The sequence below is a fragment of the Paenibacillus harenae DSM 16969 genome, from assembly GCF_000422465.1.
GTDB classification, from domain to species: domain Bacteria; phylum Bacillota; class Bacilli; order Paenibacillales; family Paenibacillaceae; genus Pristimantibacillus; species Pristimantibacillus harenae.
On the sequence record NZ_AULV01000014.1, the window covers coordinates 193,720 to 212,974 of the forward strand.

A 19,255-nucleotide genomic window follows, 5' to 3' on the forward strand; every position below is an offset into this window, starting at 1 on the left:
GAAGCGAATGATTCAAGTGTTAGTTGCCGACGATCAACGCCTGATGCGAGACGGATTGTCTACACTTATCAGTCTGGACCCGGAAATTAAGGTGGTAGGTACCGCTTCAAACGGCAAAGAAGCTTACGAGAAGGCAATTGGGCTGCATCCGGACGTCGTCCTGATGGACATTCGCATGCCAATGGTGGATGGCGTGGAGGGAACGCGCCTGATTCGCTGTCACTTACCGGAAATGAAAGTGCTGGTGTTGACGACGTTCGAGGATATCGAGCTAATTGTCATGGCGCTGGAGCAGGGGGCGAGTGGCTACCTTCTGAAAGATATGCCATCGGAGACAATTATTAGTGCCATTCACACGATCCATTCAGGTGGGACCGTGCTCCACCCGAGCATAACAGCCCTGATTCTCGAGGAATGGAGGAACCGTGAGATCAAGGGAACTTCCGATCATAGTAATGATCCCCGGTTATCTCTGCTCGAGCAGTTGTCGGTTCGAGAGATGGAAGTGCTTCAACTGATTGGTCGCGGGTTAAACAATAAAGAAATTGCAGATACGCTGGTCATTACCGAAGGAACGGTCAAGAACCATGTGTCTAGCGTCATCTCCAAGCTGGAGTTGCGTGATCGGACACAAGTAGCGATCTTCGCTGTCCAGCAAGGAATTACGGTGATCGAGACATGACTTTGTGCATAGTCATATAACTAAAGTAAGGAACCGCATGCGGTTTGAGGCGCCATAATTCTATCCTATTGCAGATTCGTCCGGCTATCAATACGGGTACACTTTTTCCAGAACAGCTACATCTGAATGGAAAGAGGCGTTGCGATTTGTTCCGACGAATATGGATTCTTCTGTTGCTTTTCCTTGTTTTAACAGCAAGCTATACGCAAGTCTATGCGGATCCGCAACCACAGCATGGGGATTCGGAAGATTTTAAACTACAAATCGAGCAGTTGGTACGCACTAATATGGCCAAAGGCAAAATTCCCGGCATCTATCTGCTCGTTGTCAAAAACGGTCAAACGACGATGAGCAAAGGCTTCGGCTACTCGGATAAGAAAGCCAAGCTGAGGGTCACGGCGGAAACGGAATTCCAATTAGGTTCGTTGTCCAAAGCATTCACGGGACTTGCGGTCACTCACTTAGCCGAGGAACATCAGCTCGAACTAGAAAAAGGGGTCTCTTCCTATCTGCCCTGGTTCCAAGTCCGTTACCGTCAAGCCCCTGCGGAGATCACACTCCATCAATTGATGGAGCAAACGAGCGGATTAGGCACGGAGACGTTTGTCGGTATTTCCGCCTCTTCGGACAAGGATGCTCTGGAACGAGGCGTAAGAACATTAGCAAATGCCTCGTTAAGCTCCGCTCCGGGCGAGAAATACGCCTACTCCAACGTAAATTTTAACATCTTAGGCCTTCTTATCGAGAAAGTCTCCGGTCAGTCGTATTCGAACTACATGAACGAACATATTTTCAAGCCGCTCGGACTTTCGAAAACGAGCGTTCGTGAGGAGCGTTTGCCACAAAATTTGGCGACGGGATATAAGGTTTCTTTTTTCGGAGCGCGCCCATATTCAGTCCCATTCAGTTTGAGCCAAGCCCCTTCGGGATCGATTATTACGAACGGGGAAGACATGACGAAGTGGCTAAGATTCAACTTAGGAATCGACAGTGTCGACGGCTATAAGGCCGTTCATCCAACAGATACAACCCCCTTCGATTATTACGGCGGCTGGAAACTCGATGCGAAATCGAATCAGATTCAGCACGAAGGAAATCTCGAGAATTACTCTTCTTTTATCGTGATGGATCCCAAGGAGAAAACGGGCGTCGTCGTATTGGCCAATTTGAACTCAACCTACACGACGACCATCGGCGAAGGAATCATGTCTTGGTTGCAGGGACATCTGGCGGAAAGTGGGAATTCGGACACCTATCTCCTGACGGATCAAATCGCCTCATCGATTATTCTGATCATGAGTGTACTGATTCTTGTGTTTCTGTGGCTTTTATGGAACACGATGATGGCCATCCGATCAGGCCGCAGAACCTTAAGAATGAGGACACCGCAAGTCGTTCTCTCCATTCTTCTGTTATCAGTACTCGCATTTCTTTATGTTCTTACTGTCCAGTTGCCTACTTTTATTTACCCGAATGCCGATTGGAGCTTTATTAATGACTGGATGCCGAATACAACCCTCTACGGCGTGTTGGTTCTACTCGGTTTCTTGACGCTCCTAACTATCCATGCAGTCGCTAGACTTACCTTCAGGAAATAATTAAATCTATTTCGCCCTGCTTATAGTGCGGTTCACCGTAACGCCCATAACGGCGAAAAAGCGTAAGGAGCTTGCCGCGGCAGCTCCTTTGATTGCAAAACATATTTCGTTATCGATCCTACTATGCCAAATTCTTGCTGAAATATGGGCAACGCGACATTAACGACCGTGCTGTCGAGAATGACCATAATCATGCCTGTGATGATCGCCAAGAGAGGCGCCATGATGGCTTTCATTGAAAATGGCGGGTTTTCGGTTTCCTTTCTGAGACAGAACAGAACTAGACAAGATGATAAACTCCTCTCTATACAGTGATTTCAAAAATCACAGTTAGACTCAAAAAAATACCGTGATTTCTCAAATCACAGTATAGGTTTAATCTGTGATTTTGTCAATCACAGTATTAGTCGTTATGCGATTTATTTTTCAATCGTTGGATTCTCGATCAATTCCGCGATCGTATGCCGCTCCAGTACTCGCATCAGTTGATCCTCTGATTCGGAAATCACCTTGGTAAACATTTTTCGAGCTTCTTCCGCAAAAGGACCGTTCTTCGTCGTCCCCAACAGGCCAGCATAGAGCGGTTCTACCATCTGGATCGCCCGATATACATCCGCAAATGTGATATCTTCCGGGGCTCTGCTTAACGCATATCCCCCGTCGCGCCCCTCCCTCGCCTCGACAATTCCGGCCTTCACCAGACGAGAAAGAATACGTCGCATTAATGTAGGTTCCCCGCACACATTTCCCGCAATTTCGTTGCTCGCGCATCTTTCATTGCGATATCCGGACATAAATACGAGAGACTGCAGGGCATAGCCAAACCACTTGGGAGTCGCGGTACCCGTATATTTTTCCGTTATCATCTACCATCCACCCCCGTGTAGCGACGAAAAGTCTTATAGTCCAATTTTAGCAACTAAATCTGCTTCACGCCACCTGCCGAGACGCACGCGACGACCGGCACGCCGCTGGCGCATAATGCGTCGATATACAGGTACACGGTGCGGACGCTAATCTCCAAATTGTCTGCAATCTCCGCAGCGGTGAGCTTCCTTCCGGATCGCAGCATCCAAATCATGGATAGCATGTTATCCCATTTTGCCATCGGGAGCACCTTCTTTTCCTTGTGAAATAAGACTGATTTTAGTGATTGCGCAGTGATATAATGGAGCGCGGGACCGAATCAATGAAAAAGCTATCTTATTTCTCTCTATTGCGTCCCCGCCTCTCGGACACAATCAGCGAAGGCCGCAAACGCTTTGCTGCCGAACTGTTCTTTTCGGGTAACCAGCCTCGTCGTCACGAAACGGTATCGTTCGGGAACCGGATGGGCCCTTAACCGTTCGTCTTTCTCAGCAATGACCGATTCGGTCAAAAGCGTATAACCGATGCCTGCCCGTACGCAATTCAGCATCGTGTCCAGCGTGCTCACCTCAATCATATTTACGGACGATACCCCTTGACTGTGGAGCCAATCCTCGCTTGCGGCACGCAACGGGCAACCCCTCGGAAAAACGATCCACGCCGCATTCGCAACATCGGAAGGTGCGGCTTTTCCATCGGCGTTCGTCAGGAGCAGCACCTCTTCTCGAATCTCATGAGCGACCTTTAGAGGAGCCAAATCGAATTCTCCCGTGAAGAAAGCTCCGTCCAACTTGCGGTTCAGCACTTTCTCGTAATTTTGCGGCGATGTTCCGGTGACAAGAGACAACGCTACTTCCGGGTGTTTTTTTTGAAAATCGGATAACGCACGTATAAAAGGAGCGGTGGACGCAACGGTCTCCACGACGCCGATCGCGAGCGGACCGCTCGGATATTCAGGTTCTTGGATGGACATGATCACTTCCTCGACCTTTAACAGAATGTCTGCGGCATATTGGCTGAAGACGCGCCCTTTCTCGGTCGGCAAGACGCCTTTCGGCGTTCTATGGAAAAGCTGGACTCCGAGCTCCGACTCCATTTTGCGAACTCTCATCGTGATGTTCGATTGAACATACTCCAGCTTCTCCGCTGCGCGTGTGATACTGCCCTCTTGTATGATCGCCATGAATATTTTTAGATCGGTTAACTCCACTCGGGAACCTCCGTTCATCGGTGTAAACATCAATTATTTTGATACCCCAATCTATAATGATCATTTTACTATATGGAACTATCCATTTACAATCAAACCTAGAAATAGATCGTGCGGTGGAGATCAAGCGTATTGACACCGTAAACAACGAGGAGGAATTTCAATATGGGTAACTACTCTCATCTTTTTTCAACCTTCCAATTGGGTTCGCTGCGCTTGCCGAATAGGTCCGTGCTATCTCCGATGACGCGGACGAGCGCAGAGCCCTCTGGGCTCGCGAATGAGCGTATGGCCCGGTATTATGCTCGCTTTGCAAAAGGGGGATTCGGTCTCATCATTACGGAAGGCCTCTATCCGGATGCGATAAGCAGCCAAAGCTACGTGAACCAGCCCGGCCTAGCTAATGAAGCGCAAGCTGAATCCTGGAGACCTGTCGTCCGGGCCGTTCAGGGCGCGGGAGGCAAGATTGTTGCGCAGCTCATGCATGCAGGCGCGCTAGTCCAGCATGACGGATTCACACCGATCGCTCCATCAGCCGTGAAGCCCGTAGGCACGATGCTGGAGGATCACGGCGGGAGCGGAGATTTTGCCGTACCGAGAGCCATGACCCAAGAGGATATCCGGAACGTTATTGATGGTTTCGCGCAAGCTGCATTTCGCGCTAAGAAGGTTGGATTCGACGGGGTGGAAGTTCATGCAGCAAACGGCTACCTGCTCGATCAATTCCTGACCGATTACACGAATCTTAGAACCGACGAGTATGGCGGGATGGCGGAACGACGTGTCCAAATCATCGTGGAAGTCCTAGATGCCATTCGCGCCGTAGTAGGCCCTGACTTCATTGTCGGCGTCCGCATCTCCCAAGGTAAAGTAAACGATTTTCATCACAAGTGGGCTGGCGGAGAGATGGATGCCCAGATTATTTTCGAGCATTTGGCAGCGGCTGCTCCCGATTACATCCATACGACCGAATATAAAGCATTTGCTCCGGCTTTTGAGGAGGGCGGGCACACACTTGCCAAGTTGGCCAAACAATATAGCGGCCTTCCTGTCATAGCCAACGGCAAGTTAGGCCAACCGGACAAAGCGGAATCTCTCTTGGAGAACGATCATGCGGATCTTGTAGCAATCGGCACGAGCGCACTGGTCAATCCAGACTGGGTGAACAAAGTACGGGCAGGCAGCGCGTTGCTCCCATTCGACCATCATTTTCTGCAGCCGATCGCCACGCTTAAGGAGGAAGAGGTTGGCGTGTAAGGACTTTCTATCAGGTGGAATAGATGAATTGAAGAGTAATGCCAAATATGAAAAGATGGCGGTGCAGAAGTTAATCCTGCGCCGCCATTTCTCGGTTTAGGGCCATTCGTCGTCACTTATGATACGGTTCAGCGCGCTGTCTGCAACGGCAAGTTTTTTCATCCGTCTCCTTTTAATTCATGAGCTCCGCATGTTAAAATCGTGCAGCCAATCTGCAAACTGAACAATAAAGACCCCTTTTCGAGGGGGTCGTTAGCAATTTTAAAAGGGGCTCCAAAAAAAATCTAGGCAAAATTCCTGTTTGTAGGCCAAGATCCTTGAAGCTTGCGAAGGAGAATGATCTGTCCGGTATGATAGACATCGTGCATCGCGAGTGTTAGCATTTGACCGCCAATTGGAAAATGCGAAAGTGGACGATCCAGATCTTCATCCATAAGATCCTTTAGACACCCTTGAATATCATGATGAACCTTGATTAGTTTCGCAACCGTCTGTTCCCAGGATTGTTCAGTGCTTGCAGTAAAGGTAACTTCATTAGAAGACGGATCAGGCGATTCTATCCCTTGTAATCTTTGCAGTAACTGCTCTTTATAAAAGATCAGATGGGTTACTATTTCACGAATTGTGTTCGATGCCCCGGTCTCAGGACGCCAATCCGCCTGTCCTTCATTAATCCCTTCCAATGCTTTCATTAGCGGCGGATTCCAACCTTCCTTCTGAAACGCGAACTCCAAACCGTGCAATAAAATTTCCTGCCTGCTTAATTTCATACTGATCTTTTCCGCCTTTCTTGGAAATGTTTTAATAGCTAACACCTTCACTAAGAAGTATATCAATTAATCACTGCCAAGTGTTGTCAGTAGAAATAATCTGACCAAAAAACTTGCCGTCATTTGTGATAAGGTTCCCCGTATCAACTATAGAGCGAAATCAAAAGGCACCCAATTAGGTGCCTTCAAATGAACACTTTACAGTCTTTTGTTAGATATCTATTATAAAACCTAGGCAATTAACTGCTCAAAGTATCATTTATTGTATAAACCCCACCTTGTCCCTCTTCCACTAAATAAACATCAAAATTATTTGATCCCCACATGACAAATCTAAATTCCTTGCTTCGAGGGGCTCTCAAATGCACGCTTTTAAAAGAACTGGCTGTGTCGCTTATTTTGCCCAGTAAAGAAACTCTACGGTCTGCACCCGCTAATAGTAAACCTTTATCCAAACTTTCGGTATCGTTATAGAAATGCAGGATAGGATGCGTATCGGCAGTATTGTCCGAAACAGCTCTGACGGATACACCACCATCCACCGTGGCCGCAATAGTGAATCTTTTTCCATCCTTCAGTTCCAAGTAATGTTCATGCTCGGAAACATACTTTTCTACACGACCGCTTTCGAGGTTGTAAAATAAATCGGCTGATAATGTATTGGGCCACAACCCATTCACCACGGAACCATCCGCTAAAGTCGCCTTCATGAAATATAAAATCGTGGTTTCGCTGGGCATTCTCCTTGTAGGTACCAGCTTTGCGGTAACATCACTAATCCAGTGTTTTAATACGCTATCGTTTAGTTTCAAGTCTTCTGATCCCCATCCTAAACGAAGCAAAGCGATCTGTGCTTGAGATAAAGCATAGTTCATTCCAAGCTGAGGAATGATACGTTCAAATGCCGTTATCGTTTTGGCAATGGCAATAACCGTCTCGGATACACCTATCGCTGTATTTCCGTACGTAGAAACGACTTCTGCTTTAAAATGAGAATCAAGGAACATAAGTGCGCCCTCATCCTTATTGAACGTAACTTTCAGTGTAGGGTGTGAGATTCCCTCATTATTAATCTCTAATGCTCTGTTATAGCCATAAGCCTCTCTATGTTTCCCTGTATCGGAAATTATACCGAATCGCCTTACCAATAAATCATTTAAATTCTTTAGCAAAAGATCTTTATTCGTTTCATTACTTATTGAAGCGGCGTCAAGACCCCATAATCTGACAATCCCTTCAGTCTGGAAAGGGGTAACAGGATGATTGATCGTTTTAGCAAAATGTTCTTTAAGTCGTTCAGATAATAATATCAGTTCTGACTTGAGCAACAAATTGCAAAGAGATAACACATCCTCGTTCAAATACATATATACGAAACTTCCATTAGCAATAATAGTTTCCAGAATATCCGCAAGAAACATATCGCCTACCAGAAAGTCAGATCCTGCTCGTACAGTAAGACGACCATCAACTGAAAATCCGGCTCTAACAGGAGGAAGAGAAAGTTCAACATGATGATCCAACTTCAAAGCGATTCCAGGCTCCTTGGATGTATCATCATTTTCATCAATCGCCGACTTTAGTGTCATACTCATCTAAACCCCTTTATATATGACTCCTTCGTAGGAAAGGCTACTTCAAATGGTTGTTTGCTTGCTCTCTCGAGCAATCTCTTTTCGAACGATCGGCGCGACGCGGGTGCCAAACAACTCGATGGCGCGCAAGACTTCGCGATGCGGCAATGTGCCGATATTTAGATGTAAGAAGAAACGGTTCGTCCCTAGATTTTTGCGGACGAGAAGAATCTTCTCCGCGACATATTCAGGATCGCCAACATAAAGGGCTCCATCCATACTACGCGCAGCATCGTAAGATGCACGACTATATGGCGGCCATCCTAATACTCTGCCGAGTTCATTCATTTGAACCGACGTGTAAGGATAATGTAACTCGGCAGCCTGTTCTGTTGTTTCTCCAACGAAGCCGTGTGAGTGTGTCGCAATTCTAAGCTTACTCACATCGTGGCCGGCCTCGGCGGCAGCTTGTTTATACAATTCGACTAACGGGGCAAATCTTTCCGGCATTCCGCCAATGATGGCGAAGACGACGGGCAGCCCCAGCGCTCCTGCCCGAATAGCCGATTCTGGGCGCCCTCCGGTTCCGACCCATACCGGAAGCGGGTCTTGGACGGATCGCGGATAGACGCCAAGATTATGGATCGCGGGGCGATGACCACCTCGCCATGTGACTTTTTCCGAAGCTCTAATCTTTAGAAGCAATTCAAGGTGTTCTTCAAACAATTCGCTGTAATCGTTCAAACTATAGCCAAACAACGGGAACGAATCAATAAAGGATCCTCGGCCTACCATAATTTCCGCCCGGCCATTACTGATGCTGTCCAGTGTAGAAAAAGATTGGTATACGCGAACCGGATCATCCGAGGAAAGAACGGTAACGGCACTCGTGAGCCGAATTCGCTTGGTTAAAGCTGCAGCCGCCGCAAGCACCACGGCTGGCGATTCAGAGGCATAATCAAACCGTTGATGCTCTCCGATTCCAAACACATCAAGGCCGGCTTGATCGGCAATAACGATCTCTTCGACCCCGTTCCGAATCCGCCTGGGATGGCTAATCCTCTTGCCCGTTACGGGATCCGGTGAGTTCTCTAGAAAAGTATTGATGCCTATTTCAAAGTTGTCTGTGGATTCAGCCATAGTTGATCCTCCTTATCATGTTGATCGCAGGCAAAAATATTATCGATGTCCTGCGGCAACGTTTTTTGGCGCTACTTCGTTGATACGTTTAAGATCGGTATCCGTAAGCTCAACTTGCAAAGATCCAAGATTATCCTCCAAATACTTTCTTCTTTTCGTTCCTGGAATAGGCACGATATCGCTGCCTTGCATCAATATCCATTTCAGCGCCAATTGAGGCGCGGTGCACCCCTTTTCAGCAGCCATCTCTTGAATTCGGGCGACAAATTCAAGGTTTTTCTGTAAGTTTTGCCCTTGAAATCTAGGGAAGTTCCGTCTGATGTCGCCGTACCCCAAATCCTCGTACCGTTGAATAGTACCTGTTAAGAAACCACGTCCAAGCGGACTATAGGCTACAAATCCGATGCCAAGCTCTCTGCAGGTAGGGAGAACTTCGTCTTCAATGTCTCGGGACCACAAGGAATATTCCGTTTGCACTGCCGATATTGGATGAACCTCATGTGCTCTGCGTATCATAGCTGGCGAGGCTTCTGAAAGGCCGATATAACGAACCTTTCCTTCCTTTACCAGATCAGCCATCGCCCCTACAGACTCTTCGACTGGAGTATAGGGATCAATACGATGCAAATAATACAGGTCGATGTGGTCAACGCCTAATCTGCGCAAGCTTGCTTCACAGGCAGCCTTAACATATTCCGCTCTTCCGTTATATCCCCACATCGGCCCTTTGTCGCGCACTACCCCAAACTTGGTAGCCAAAGTGACCTCATGACGCCGATCTTTGATCGCTTTTCCCACCAGTTTTTCATTTTCGCCGACACCGTACATATCCGAGGTATCCAAGAAGCCCGCACCAAGTTCTAAAGAACGATGAATCGTTCGTATGGATTCTTGCTCATCCCGGTCACTGCCGTAAAAATCGGACATGGTCATACAGCCAAGTCCAAGAGCTGATACTTCCAGCCCGCTTGATCCAAGCGCTCTTTTCTCCATAAAAAATCACTCCTCATGTTCAATGTTGAAATCACATTACGGTATGTTTTGCCTATTCGATATCTTTGCTTATACGCTTTTGAGTTGTTCGGCCACATTCTGTTTATTTTTCAAAGCAAGCGAAATCACTGCAAATACGGTTGCAAGCAATACGATTAGTCCTCCGACCCAACCAATCGATGATAGGGAGAGTTGTTCGACAACCACGCCACCTAGAACTGCTCCCAAGGCGACACCAATATGGAATGCAGAGGAATTCAAACTCAAAATAATATCGGTTGATAGAGGAGCCATAGTAACCAGACTAAACTGCTGTGCTGGGGCCGTTGTCCAAGCTCCAAGCATCCAAAGAGCTAGTATGAACAAGGCGCCTGCAAAGTTGACGGCAGCAATCGGGAGAAAGAAAAGGGCAATCATATGAAGGAGCAGACTTGCAATAAGAGTACGAGCAATTCCCCATTTATCCGCTCCGTATCCTCCTATACGTGCTCCTACTACAGCCATTAATCCCATGCCTAGCAAGACAAGGCTGATTGTATTGGAGTTTAGACCTGCGGTTTCGCGCAGCAATGGAGCTAGATACGTAGAAACAACAGAGTAACCTGTAATAAAGAACAAAGAGGTTAACAAGCCGCTTATTACTTTGAATTCTTTGAGTACAGCCAGTTGTTTAGATAGCGGAATCGCTTCTTGACCGGATAACTTAGGAACGGCTTTTGCGATGGGAACAGTCATTATTACGGTAATTACGCCAAGTATAGCGAAGATCCAGCGCCACCCTATATACTCCCCGATCAAAGTGCCTAAAGGAAGTCCGATGACGAGTGAAAGACTTGTCCCCATTAAGACAGTACCGATCGCACTTCCTCTTTTCTCCGGCGGAGCTATTTGTGCGGCTACACCCAAGGCAACAACGGCGAAAACGCCTGCGCTTACTCCCAAGACAGCCCTGGAAATCATAAGCAATGCATAATTAGGGCTTAGAACAGCAATGATATTGCCGACAACGAAAATACATAATGCTGCCAATAATAGCTTTTTTCGATCTACTTTTGATGAGATTGCGATTAGAATCGGCGTACCCACAGCGTAGGCAATGGAATACACAGTAACTAATTGTCCGGCAAGACCTATTGATACATTTATATCTGAGGCAAGCATGTCAAGAATTCCAGTAATAATCGATTCGGCCGTACCGACTACGGTCGCGCCTAGTGCAAGAAAATAAATAATCAATTTGTAGCTCTTCATGTTGTAGTTATTCATAAATGCTTCTAATCTCCCCGTGTTCCTAAAATAAAATTGATATTGAATCTAAATATTCTTTAACAGGCTTTCCTACGCATCAGGATGCCTTTGGCCTTTGTTAGAAAGCACACGACGTCCACCCCCCTTTCAATCGAACGATCGATCAACTTACTTCAAAAAAATCGAACGTTCGATCAATTTTTCGAAAAAAAATGGGCTGCTTATGCTTTAATAGCATCCCAGCTCATTTGAATCATTTTATCAATATTAGCAGAACTGAACTCATATTCACCATTTATATACTCTTTCCCCATTTGGACAAATGGCAGACAGGAGTAGGTAACTAAAAGATTGGTCTCCGAATCCTTGAATAGTCCTTCTCTGATCCCCCTCTCGAATAGAGCATACATCGGCTTGAACACTCCACCGTTTTGATCTTTACAGCTTTTGCGTATAAACGGAGAGTCAAGAAATTGTTCCATTAACAGAAAGTTAGCTTTATTATTCACAATATAATTGGAATAATTACGCAAGATTTTCTCAAAACCATCCTTGACTGACATATCCGCCGTTACACCTCTAAACATCATCTGATGCATTTGATCCTTGAGGTTAAAATATAGTTTTATTAGCAAGTCTTCTTTACTTTCAAAATAAAAGTAAATGGATGATGAGGAGATGCTTGCCCTCTTCGCAATTTTGGACATGGATATATCGGATAGCCCTATTTCATTAAGAAGTGCAATGGTTGTCTGATAGATAAGTTCCATTTTGTTTTCGGATTTGTTTTTCATAAATTGATTATAATCGATCGTTCGATCAAAATCAAATTGTTTTCGACAACATACACATGTCCGAAAAAATCAAACTTGTAATAAGGTGATTGCTCATGCGACGATGGCGAAACGGTCTCGATTGAATCTTCTAACCGTTGCTGAAGCACACTCCCTTGGTTTCATGCTTCTGTAGATCGATTTTATCGTCTTCAAGAACCTTCCCAATCGATAATGATTTAAAGAAATAATATAATGTCCATCTTCAGGCCACGCCGGAAATGGCCTACATTCGCCACCACGATGAAAAGGGGACGGTAAACTCTCCAATAAGTGGAACCGTTTCGACGATTTTAGGAGTCATTAATTTAACGTTTGCTTCGTTTGCCTTTTGTAATGCTCGTTCCACCGGTTCTGTCCAACCATAATAAGCAAGGGTGAAAGCTCCCCAATGAATTAACATCATATTCTTCCCATTTACATCTAAATGAGCCTGAACAGCTTCTTCGGGTGTCATATGTACCCAAGGCCATCGTTTATCATATTGACCACCTTCAATTAATGTCATGCTAAACGGTCCGTACTTTTTTCCTATTTCCTTAAAATGTGAATCGTATCCTCCATATCCGCTAGTATAGAATAGATCCATAAATAACCTCATCCCACTCACACATCAAACATTAACCATTGCCAATCAACCCGAATAACAACAGACGGTTCATCTCAGCCATCTTTTCTTTATAGTTTCCTGACTTTGCCCAAGTTAATTGAATGGTTCCAATCACATTTAACAATTCAAGAACAGTCTCTAGAGAAACTGAAGAGTGAATAGCTCCTTCCTTTTTCGCAAGTTCAATAAGCTCTTGAAGCATTTGAATTCTAATTTTATTTGTATTTTCACTATAGAGACTTGATAACACATGGTCCTTTACGGCACCAGGCGAACCAAGCAATTGATAGTCCTGATCGGCGCAAATATCCATGATTTGAACGATTTTATCCTTGAAATCGATGTCTTGGTTCATGATCTCTTCGGCCATATGAAGGGTATTTTGCATCAAAACGTTTGCGCATTCCTTGACTATCCCTTCTTTGCTTTCGAAATAGTTATACAGCGATACGGATGATACGCCGGACTCAGCGGCAATATCCTTTATGCTGACATGAACGAAACCTTTTTCTTTAAAGAGCTTTAATGCCGCATTAACAACTGCCGTCTTCTTTTTCTGAGTCCTTATTTCGAATTTATTCATTACACATTCCTCCATCCCGCATCCCAATCTAAAATCAATGTAGCACAATTCGAAAGGTTTTTAAATTTAATGGTCATAAATTTAAAAAAATATTGACTTACCATTCTGATCGGAGATAAAATCAAATAGAATATTTTTAAATATTACACCTTGATATTTAAAAACTTTTTATTGCGAAACAACCAAAATGGAGGAATAATATGAGAATACTGGTCTACGGGGCAGGGGTTTTGGGAAGTTATTTAGCTCACGAATTAGTGCACGGGGGCAACGAAGTCACAATGTTAGCCAGAGGACGGCGGGCGGATGAGTTACAGCAGAACGGTAATGTGATCCGCCATTATTTACAGCTCCGAACAACGGTCGATAAAGTAAACGTAATTCGTGAATTACAGCCGGAGGATGTTTATGATCTCATCTTCGTAGTGATGAAATATCCGGATTTCGAGGCAGTCCTTCCTGCCCTTGCAGCGAATCAAAGCAAACATATTATTATTATGGGCAATAATGCAAGTCCCATTGAAATGCGGCATTATTTGCAGTCCAATAGCCCTGTAGAGAAAAAGGTTGCCTTTGCTTTTCAGACGCTTGCCGGATGGAGAGAGAACGGTCGGGTAAACTGCTTGCGCGGTCCAAAGGTGACCTTGGTTTTCGGCGGCTTGGGAGAGCAGCTACATTGGAGATCGGTCATTGACCAAGCTCTAAAGAACACAAGGTATAAAACGATCACCTTTACAAATATGGATGAATGGCTGAAAAGTCACTTCATTTTGATCTTGCCTTTGAATCGCATAGCCGTCTCGTATAATGGGAATCTGCGCAAAGCGGCTAGGGACAAAAGGCTGCTTAACTACGTCATTGACGCAATAGATGAAGGCCATCAAGTGTTGATAAAAAATGGTTACACAATTACGCCTGCGAATCAACAACAGTTAGTCCGAAAATATCGCAAGATGTTTTTTACCGTGTTGAAGATTATATTATCAACCCCCATCGGCAGAATCATACTAAGCGATAAGGCGGTATCTGCCAACGAAATGACTGCGTTGTACCAAGCTTTTTCTGACTTAAAGAAAAGAAGTAACATGGCCACACCAAATTGGGACAAGCTTTACAATTACACCCCTTTGCAATAATGGAAATAATCACATGTTCTTGTCTCTAATCGATAGAAATCTGCCTATTCTAAGTCAGATGTGGGATGTAGTTAAACAGGTGGTTCGAGAACTATAGGTCTAATAAAGCAACCCTCATCTAAGGTGTCTACGTAACATCCAAATCATCCACCAGCGAGCACTATTATTATGCTTCGCAAGGCTTCTCGAAAAAATTTCGCCTACTTGTGATACGGTTCCCCCCGATTTATCTTCACCGCCCGATAAATCTGCTCCACCAGCACCAGCCGCATTAGCTGGTGCGGCAAGGTCATGCGCCCAAAGCTCAGCTTCTGCTGGGCGCGCTTAAGCACGGCGGGAGCTAAGCCATTGCTCCCGCCAATAACAAAAGCCACGTGGCTTCGCCCATACGTGGCTAACTTATCGAGCTGGTCCGCGAGATCCTCGCTGGACCAGAGCTCGCCTTCCAGCGCGAGCGCGACAACGTGCGCATCCGGCTTCAGCTGCGCCAGAAGCCTCTCGCCCTCTCGCTCGCGCACAATCGCTTCCTCCGCCGCCGACATCGTCTCCGGCGCTTTCTCATCGGGCACTTCCGTGAGCGTAAGCTTCACGTAAGGCCCGAGCCGCTTGGCATACTCGGCTATGCCAAGCACCAAATATTTTTCCTTCAGCTTCCCTACGGCCGCTATCTGTATATGCATGCGCTGCGCTACACATCCTTCTGTGATTCTTTGGTGTCCGTTCACCCGTCTTAGAAAAGCCGCAAGGTCTTCTTTTTCGCATTTGGGTTTATTTTCACCATTCCTATGTTCGGATATGTCCGCTACACATCCTTCTTTTATTCTTTGGTGTCCGCTTCATCCCATATATTTATTAAGCCCGCCTGCCAGGCATCCCTTAGCATTACCCCGCTACACCACCAAAAAAGCCGCTGCATCCTCGCACAAATCGCATTTGCGGGGCGGATCCCAATCGGCGAATTGCGTCTCCTTCAAATCGACCACGTCCGGCGCATCCTCATATTCATCCACAAAACGGTCCAACGCCCGCTCAATACATGCTTTACATACACAATACATCGTCTACACGCTTCCTATCCCTGGTTGATGTCGTCCTTCTTGTTCTCCCAGCATATCAGAAAATGGTACCCCATGTGAAGAACAACCGTCCTCCCTGAGCCATTAGGATAGTGTCTTAAAGCGCTCACCCCTATAATTCCGTCCTGAGCTAATGGGATAGTGTCTTAAAGCGCTCATCCCCTATATTCTCCCCAAATCTCCATCCAAGCAGAAATGCCGATCAGCGTCCTTGTCTGAGGACGCAACCGTTTCGCGGTGAAATATAAGCCCATTTATAAGTGCTAAACTTATAAAGTCTTATATTTAAAAAAAGCCGCAGTGCCTACGAACGGTTCCAATCCACCATTCCCAGCAACTGCAGCTCTTTAAACCTGCTATTATTCGTCTTCTTCTTCCTTCTCGCCCAGCTTAAACTTCGTTTCCAGCAGCTTGCCGTTGCGATAATAGGAAATCTTAATTTCTTCACCGATTTTCTTCTTGCCGTACAAAAATTTGCGGAGCTCCATCGTGCTGCCGATCGACTGGTTATCCAGCTTCACGATCACGTCATTGAACAGGAGGCCCGCTTTCTTAGCAGGACCAACCGCCTCAAGCACGATCACGCCGTCAAAAATCTCATCCGGCAGCTTCAATTCAGCTCCTGCGCTGTCCCCTGCTGCCCCGTCTTCTTCATCTTTCCCTGAATCCGCGTCCTTCTCCTCGTCCGGATCCTCGCCGAATGCGTCCTCTATCGACTGCTGCTCCCAATATTGCTCCAGGTCCATCGTGTAGACGCCCAGATAAGGACGGGACACATATCCCTGCTTCATCAGACTCTCCACGATCGGCATCGCATGGTTGATCGGGATGGCGAAGCCGATTCCCTCGACGCCGAGATCGGCGATCTTCATGCTGTTAATGCCGATGACACGTCCATCAAGATCAATCAACGGTCCGCCGCTGTTGCCCTGATTGATCGAAGCATCGATCTGGATAACCTCCTGCTCCCAGTCGTACACGCCATCCTGATTCAACGAGACCGGCACGATCTGCTGCGTCTTGCTAATGATGCCCGAAGACACGGATTCGCCAAGCCCCAGCGGGTTGCCGATGGCCATTACATATTCTGCGGGGCGCAGCACCGATGAATCCCCGATTTCCGCAACGACGTCTATCCCTTTCGCATCGATTTCCAGCACCGCAAGATCCGTAATTTGGTCCTTGCCGACGATACGCGCCTCTCGTTTCTCGCCGTTCATCAGCACGGCTTTCACAGCCTGCGCCTTATCTACCACATGATAATTGGTGATAATAATGGCTTTCCCGTCAACTTTATCTATAATCACACCCGAACCGATACCCGCTTCGCGCAGCGTACCCTTCTCTTCGGAGCGATCCTCCTGCTCCTCGCCGCCGATTCCGAATGAGAACGGCTGTTCATTAATAATGCTCACTACGGCCGGTCTTACCTTCGCGGATGCTTGAACGGGACGTTCGAGCGGATCCATCGTATTTATAACGCCGGCTGCCGGAACGGCGCCTCCGTCGCCTGCAGCGCCGCTGCCGCCGCCAAAAAAGACCCCGAACAGGAGCGTAGCAGCGACTGCACTCGTGAAGGAAGATACAAAGGCAATGCGGACATTGGACCACTTGCGTACGCCGCTTCTATATGGAAAAGCAAAGTCTCCCCGCCGATTCTCGCGCGAAGCGCGCCGGGATACCTTTGTCGAATAAAAATCATCGTCGAATAAGCCCATACTAATCGCTCCTCTCGATGTCTTAGACACCAAGACTATTTTTTTCAATCTAGGAATGTTTTCGGAAGAAATGACTAAAATAATAATAGATTCGGACGATGAACATTTCCTTTTCCAACAATTATTTTCCAGCAGCCGTTTTATCGTCCCCAAAGGAGAGATGTGGATATGAAAGCGAAAACGCCCGCCGCTTGGGAGCATGTGCAGCTAGCCGCTAAGCTTGCTGATTTGAAGGACGACCATTACCGTACGGTTCTCACGTTAAGCGCAATGCTAGAGCTTTTCATAGAGAAAGGAATTCTTTCAAGAGAAGAGCTGACAGCCAAGGAAAAAGCCATCGACGAACAGCTGGAATCGCTTATTTCCGCTTCACTTCATCCCATGGCGTAGGCTTGTCGTAATACGTCGGACGCAGCGGATGCTCATCTTTTTTATAAAATATTCCGTTATCCTCTAATATAGTATTCACCGTCATCATCGCCAAATCCATTAAGTTGTGATCAAGGCTGAGATGCGCCAAATACACGCGTTTGGTCCGGTCCGTCATCAGCTCGAGCAGCGCTTCCCCTGCCGCCACATTCGATAAATGGCCGACGTCGCTGAGGATCCGCCGCTTCGTATTCCACGGATAGCGGCCCATTCGGAGCATTTCCGTATCGTGATTCGACTCCAGGACAAGTACGTCCGAGTCTATAATGTGACGTCTCACCTTCTCGCTTACATAACCAAGGTCGGTGGCCAGGCTCAGCTTCTCGCCATTCTCTACAAACACATAGCCAACCGGCTCCGCCGCATCATGCGAGATCGGATAGGACTGGGCGGTCATGGTCCCGAAGGTCACTTCTTCGCCGGTCTCCATATATACTCGCTTCTCGGCGGCTATATTCCCGATATGCCTCTCCATGGCTCCCCATGTCGCCTCATTCGCAAAGATCGTAAGATCATACTTCCGGGCGAAAGCGCCCAGGCCCTTGATATGATCCGAATGCTCATGCGTGACAAGAAGCGCATCCAGCTCATGTCCGGATACCCCCCGATCACGCATCAGCTCATCCAGCTTCTTCGCACTCATCCCCGCGTCAACCAGCACCGTCTTCTCGCATCCTTGCACGATCGTCGCATTGCCGGTCGACCCGCTCCCCAATACCGTAAATCTCAACCCCATAATGTCGTAATCCTGCCCCTTCTCCCGCTCCCGTTTAACCGTTCGCCGCCGTTTCCTCTTTCACTTCATCCGTTGCAACTTCCCCGCTGATCGCATGAACGTAATAGGGAGGTCCGTTTTCCAACAGGACGCGCCAAGACGGCGCCGATACCTGCTCCTCGGAATCAAATATTTGACCGTGATAGCCCAGCTGAATATCCGTAATGACCGCTCCGTCCGGCAAATAGGTTTCGATCAAACTTCCTACAACCTTCGTTGCGGGCAGCACCTGCTTCTCTTCGCCAATGGTCTGCAGCTCCACAAGATCCTGCTGATAAGCGACGATCTTCTGGCTGCCGTTGTAATACAGCCTCAGCTTTACATCGAACATCGGATGGCCTTCGACCATCCGGTGCAGAACGAACCTGCCGTCGCTGCTGCTCAGCAGGTCGAAGGAATACTGGTCCAGCTGCGGAATACGGCTTCCAAGCGCTTTGACTAGCTCGGATTTATTATAAATGAGCTTAGTGTCTACCGGAGTATCCAGCGTAACCGGCTCTGCTTTCTTGCGGCTGTCGGACTGGAGCAAATAAGTCAGATCGCCAAGCTTCGGCGTTTCCAGCGGCAGATTGGCTTCAAGCGAGATCCGCTTCTGCTGCATGAGCTGCACTTTGTCCTGCGGCAGCTCCGCCGTGTTCACATTCACATTCAGCTGCTCCCTAATATCAAGCCACAGCTGATAACCCAGCAAAATATTGAGCAGCAAAAACGAAATGATCAACACACTTTTTGCTCGTCCCCAATCCACGCGCCTTC

At 47.0% G+C, this 19,255-nt stretch carries 19 protein-coding genes and 2 pseudogenes; 5 read left to right on the forward strand and 16 right to left on the reverse strand.

Going from position 1 to position 19,255, the window contains the following annotated elements:
* Positions 1 to 7: 7 nt before the first annotated feature.
* Together H581_RS0102420 and H581_RS0102425 are read left to right on the forward strand one after the other, a co-directional pair.
* Complete coding sequence (locus tag H581_RS0102420) at positions 8 to 682, forward strand: response regulator (protein ID WP_028608624.1); 675 nt, start codon at positions 8 to 10, stop codon at positions 680 to 682.
* A gap of 146 nt (positions 683 to 828) precedes the next feature.
* Complete coding sequence (locus H581_RS0102425) at positions 829 to 2,280, forward strand: serine hydrolase domain-containing protein (protein ID WP_028608625.1); 1,452 nt, start codon at positions 829 to 831, stop codon at positions 2,278 to 2,280.
* Between the two features lie 419 nt (positions 2,281 to 2,699).
* Here H581_RS0102425 and H581_RS32790 read toward each other — a convergent pair whose 3' ends face one another.
* The 3 genes and pseudogenes from H581_RS32790 to H581_RS0102445 all read right to left on the reverse strand — a co-directional run bounded on the left by H581_RS32790 (position 2,700) and on the right by H581_RS0102445 (position 4,357).
* A complete protein-coding gene (locus tag H581_RS32790; protein ID WP_036717426.1) occupies positions 2,700 to 3,146 on the reverse strand; it encodes an RrF2 family transcriptional regulator in 447 nt (148 codons plus the stop codon).
* A gap of 86 nt (positions 3,147 to 3,232) precedes the next feature.
* Positions 3,233 to 3,388, reverse strand: a pseudogene (locus H581_RS0102440) (helix-turn-helix transcriptional regulator); the annotation flags it as partial.
* A gap of 105 nt (positions 3,389 to 3,493) precedes the next feature.
* Positions 3,494 to 4,357: a LysR family transcriptional regulator gene (locus tag H581_RS0102445; protein WP_028608628.1), complete on the reverse strand. Its 864-nt coding sequence runs from the start codon at positions 4,355 to 4,357 to the stop codon at positions 3,494 to 3,496.
* A 165-nt stretch (positions 4,358 to 4,522) separates the two neighbouring features.
* Here H581_RS0102445 and H581_RS0102450 point away from each other — a divergent pair, with 165 nt between their 5' ends.
* Entirely contained in the window at positions 4,523 to 5,614 is a 1,092-nt protein-coding gene (locus tag H581_RS0102450) for an oxidoreductase (RefSeq protein ID WP_028608629.1), read from the forward strand.
* A gap of 284 nt (positions 5,615 to 5,898) precedes the next feature.
* Here the strand turns inward: H581_RS0102450 and H581_RS0102460 are convergent, their stop codons facing one another.
* From H581_RS0102460 to H581_RS0102495, 8 genes and pseudogenes are all read right to left on the reverse strand, one after another.
* Positions 5,899 to 6,384 (reverse strand): DinB family protein, encoded by a 486-nt coding sequence (locus tag H581_RS0102460; protein ID WP_028608630.1) that lies wholly within the window; start codon positions 6,382 to 6,384, stop codon positions 5,899 to 5,901.
* Positions 6,385 to 6,623: 239 nt separating this feature from the next.
* Positions 6,624 to 7,979, reverse strand: coding sequence for a hypothetical protein (locus H581_RS0102465; RefSeq protein ID WP_169507402.1), 1,356 nt, complete (start codon positions 7,977 to 7,979; stop codon positions 6,624 to 6,626).
* Between the two features lie 42 nt (positions 7,980 to 8,021).
* Positions 8,022 to 9,098: an Atu2307/SP_0267 family LLM class monooxygenase gene (locus H581_RS0102470; protein WP_028608632.1), complete on the reverse strand. Its 1,077-nt coding sequence runs from the start codon at positions 9,096 to 9,098 to the stop codon at positions 8,022 to 8,024.
* Positions 9,099 to 9,137: 39 nt separating this feature from the next.
* Positions 9,138 to 10,091 carry an aldo/keto reductase gene (locus tag H581_RS0102475; RefSeq protein ID WP_028608633.1) on the reverse strand — a complete coding sequence of 318 codons (954 nt, stop codon included), beginning with the start codon at positions 10,089 to 10,091 and terminating at the stop codon, positions 9,138 to 9,140.
* Positions 10,092 to 10,160: 69 nt separating this feature from the next.
* Positions 10,161 to 11,357: an MFS transporter gene (locus H581_RS0102480; RefSeq protein ID WP_051250398.1), complete on the reverse strand. Its 1,197-nt coding sequence runs from the start codon at positions 11,355 to 11,357 to the stop codon at positions 10,161 to 10,163.
* 203 nt (positions 11,358 to 11,560) lie between these two features.
* The gene (locus tag H581_RS0102485; protein ID WP_028608635.1) at positions 11,561 to 12,133 is read right to left on the reverse strand and encodes a TetR family transcriptional regulator; all 573 of its coding nucleotides are present in this window, start codon (positions 12,131 to 12,133) and stop codon (positions 11,561 to 11,563) included.
* A gap of 265 nt (positions 12,134 to 12,398) precedes the next feature.
* A pseudogene (locus H581_RS0102490) lies at positions 12,399 to 12,752 on the reverse strand (MBL fold metallo-hydrolase); the annotation flags it as partial.
* Between the two features lie 40 nt (positions 12,753 to 12,792).
* The gene (locus H581_RS0102495) at positions 12,793 to 13,365 is read right to left on the reverse strand and encodes a TetR/AcrR family transcriptional regulator (RefSeq protein ID WP_028608637.1); all 573 of its coding nucleotides are present in this window, start codon (positions 13,363 to 13,365) and stop codon (positions 12,793 to 12,795) included.
* Positions 13,366 to 13,565: 200 nt separating this feature from the next.
* On the opposite strand from H581_RS0102495, the gene H581_RS0102500 reads away from it, so the two are divergent.
* A complete protein-coding gene (locus H581_RS0102500; RefSeq protein WP_028608638.1) occupies positions 13,566 to 14,501 on the forward strand; it encodes a ketopantoate reductase family protein in 936 nt (311 codons plus the stop codon).
* Between the two features lie 200 nt (positions 14,502 to 14,701).
* Here H581_RS0102500 and rlmH read toward each other — a convergent pair whose 3' ends face one another.
* From rlmH to H581_RS0102515, 3 genes are all read right to left on the reverse strand, one after another.
* Positions 14,702 to 15,181: a 23S rRNA (pseudouridine(1915)-N(3))-methyltransferase RlmH gene (gene rlmH, locus H581_RS0102505; protein WP_028608639.1), complete on the reverse strand. Its 480-nt coding sequence runs from the start codon at positions 15,179 to 15,181 to the stop codon at positions 14,702 to 14,704.
* A gap of 210 nt (positions 15,182 to 15,391) precedes the next feature.
* Positions 15,392 to 15,559 (reverse strand): CxxH/CxxC protein, encoded by a 168-nt coding sequence (locus tag H581_RS36870; protein WP_084134419.1) that lies wholly within the window; start codon positions 15,557 to 15,559, stop codon positions 15,392 to 15,394.
* A gap of 377 nt (positions 15,560 to 15,936) precedes the next feature.
* Positions 15,937 to 17,295, reverse strand: coding sequence for a S1C family serine protease (locus H581_RS0102515; RefSeq protein WP_028608640.1), 1,359 nt, complete (start codon positions 17,293 to 17,295; stop codon positions 15,937 to 15,939).
* Between the two features lie 168 nt (positions 17,296 to 17,463).
* Here H581_RS0102515 and H581_RS0102520 point away from each other — a divergent pair, with 168 nt between their 5' ends.
* Positions 17,464 to 17,685, forward strand: coding sequence for a hypothetical protein (locus H581_RS0102520; RefSeq protein WP_036717430.1), 222 nt, complete (start codon positions 17,464 to 17,466; stop codon positions 17,683 to 17,685).
* Here the strand turns inward: H581_RS0102520 and H581_RS0102525 are convergent.
* Both H581_RS0102525 and yycI read right to left on the reverse strand, forming a co-directional pair.
* On the reverse strand, positions 17,654 to 18,460 hold the full coding sequence (locus H581_RS0102525) for an MBL fold metallo-hydrolase (RefSeq protein ID WP_028608642.1): 807 nt from the start codon (positions 18,458 to 18,460) through the stop codon (positions 17,654 to 17,656). The two genes, H581_RS0102520 and H581_RS0102525, sit on opposite strands and share 32 nt — an antisense overlap.
* A 34-nt stretch (positions 18,461 to 18,494) precedes the next feature.
* Positions 18,495 to 19,247, reverse strand: a complete 753-nt coding sequence (gene yycI / locus H581_RS0102530) for a two-component system regulatory protein YycI (protein WP_028608643.1) — start codon at positions 19,245 to 19,247, stop codon at positions 18,495 to 18,497.
* Positions 19,248 to 19,255: the final 8 nt, after the last annotated feature.

Coding starts and splice junctions, on each gene's coding strand:
- rlmH (WP_028608639.1), bottom strand. CDS start 15,181: ATGCATATACAGATAGCGGCCGTAGGGAAGCTGAAGGAAAAATATTTG.
- H581_RS0102525 (WP_028608642.1), bottom strand. CDS start 18,460: ATGGGGTTGAGATTTACGGTATTGGGGAGCGGGTCGACCGGCAATGCG.
- H581_RS32790 (WP_036717426.1), bottom strand. CDS start 3,146: ATGATAACGGAAAAATATACGGGTACCGCGACTCCCAAGTGGTTTGGC.
- H581_RS0102485 (WP_028608635.1), bottom strand. CDS start 12,133: ATGAAAAACAAATCCGAAAACAAAATGGAACTTATCTATCAGACAACC.
- H581_RS0102475 (WP_028608633.1), bottom strand. CDS start 10,091: ATGGAGAAAAGAGCGCTTGGATCAAGCGGGCTGGAAGTATCAGCTCTT.
- H581_RS0102500 (WP_028608638.1), top strand. CDS start 13,566: ATGAGAATACTGGTCTACGGGGCAGGGGTTTTGGGAAGTTATTTAGCT.
- H581_RS0102520 (WP_036717430.1), top strand. CDS start 17,464: ATGAAAGCGAAAACGCCCGCCGCTTGGGAGCATGTGCAGCTAGCCGCT.
- H581_RS0102480 (WP_051250398.1), bottom strand. CDS start 11,357: ATGAATAACTACAACATGAAGAGCTACAAATTGATTATTTATTTTCTT.
- H581_RS0102460 (WP_028608630.1), bottom strand. CDS start 6,384: ATGAAATTAAGCAGGCAGGAAATTTTATTGCACGGTTTGGAGTTCGCG.
- H581_RS0102450 (WP_028608629.1), top strand. CDS start 4,523: ATGGGTAACTACTCTCATCTTTTTTCAACCTTCCAATTGGGTTCGCTG.
- H581_RS36870 (WP_084134419.1), bottom strand. CDS start 15,559: ATGTATTGTGTATGTAAAGCATGTATTGAGCGGGCGTTGGACCGTTTT.
- H581_RS0102465 (WP_169507402.1), bottom strand. CDS start 7,979: ATGAGTATGACACTAAAGTCGGCGATTGATGAAAATGATGATACATCC.
- H581_RS0102470 (WP_028608632.1), bottom strand. CDS start 9,098: ATGGCTGAATCCACAGACAACTTTGAAATAGGCATCAATACTTTTCTA.
- H581_RS0102515 (WP_028608640.1), bottom strand. CDS start 17,295: ATGGGCTTATTCGACGATGATTTTTATTCGACAAAGGTATCCCGGCGC.
- H581_RS0102420 (WP_028608624.1), top strand. CDS start 8: ATGATTCAAGTGTTAGTTGCCGACGATCAACGCCTGATGCGAGACGGA.
- H581_RS0102495 (WP_028608637.1), bottom strand. CDS start 13,365: ATGAATAAATTCGAAATAAGGACTCAGAAAAAGAAGACGGCAGTTGTT.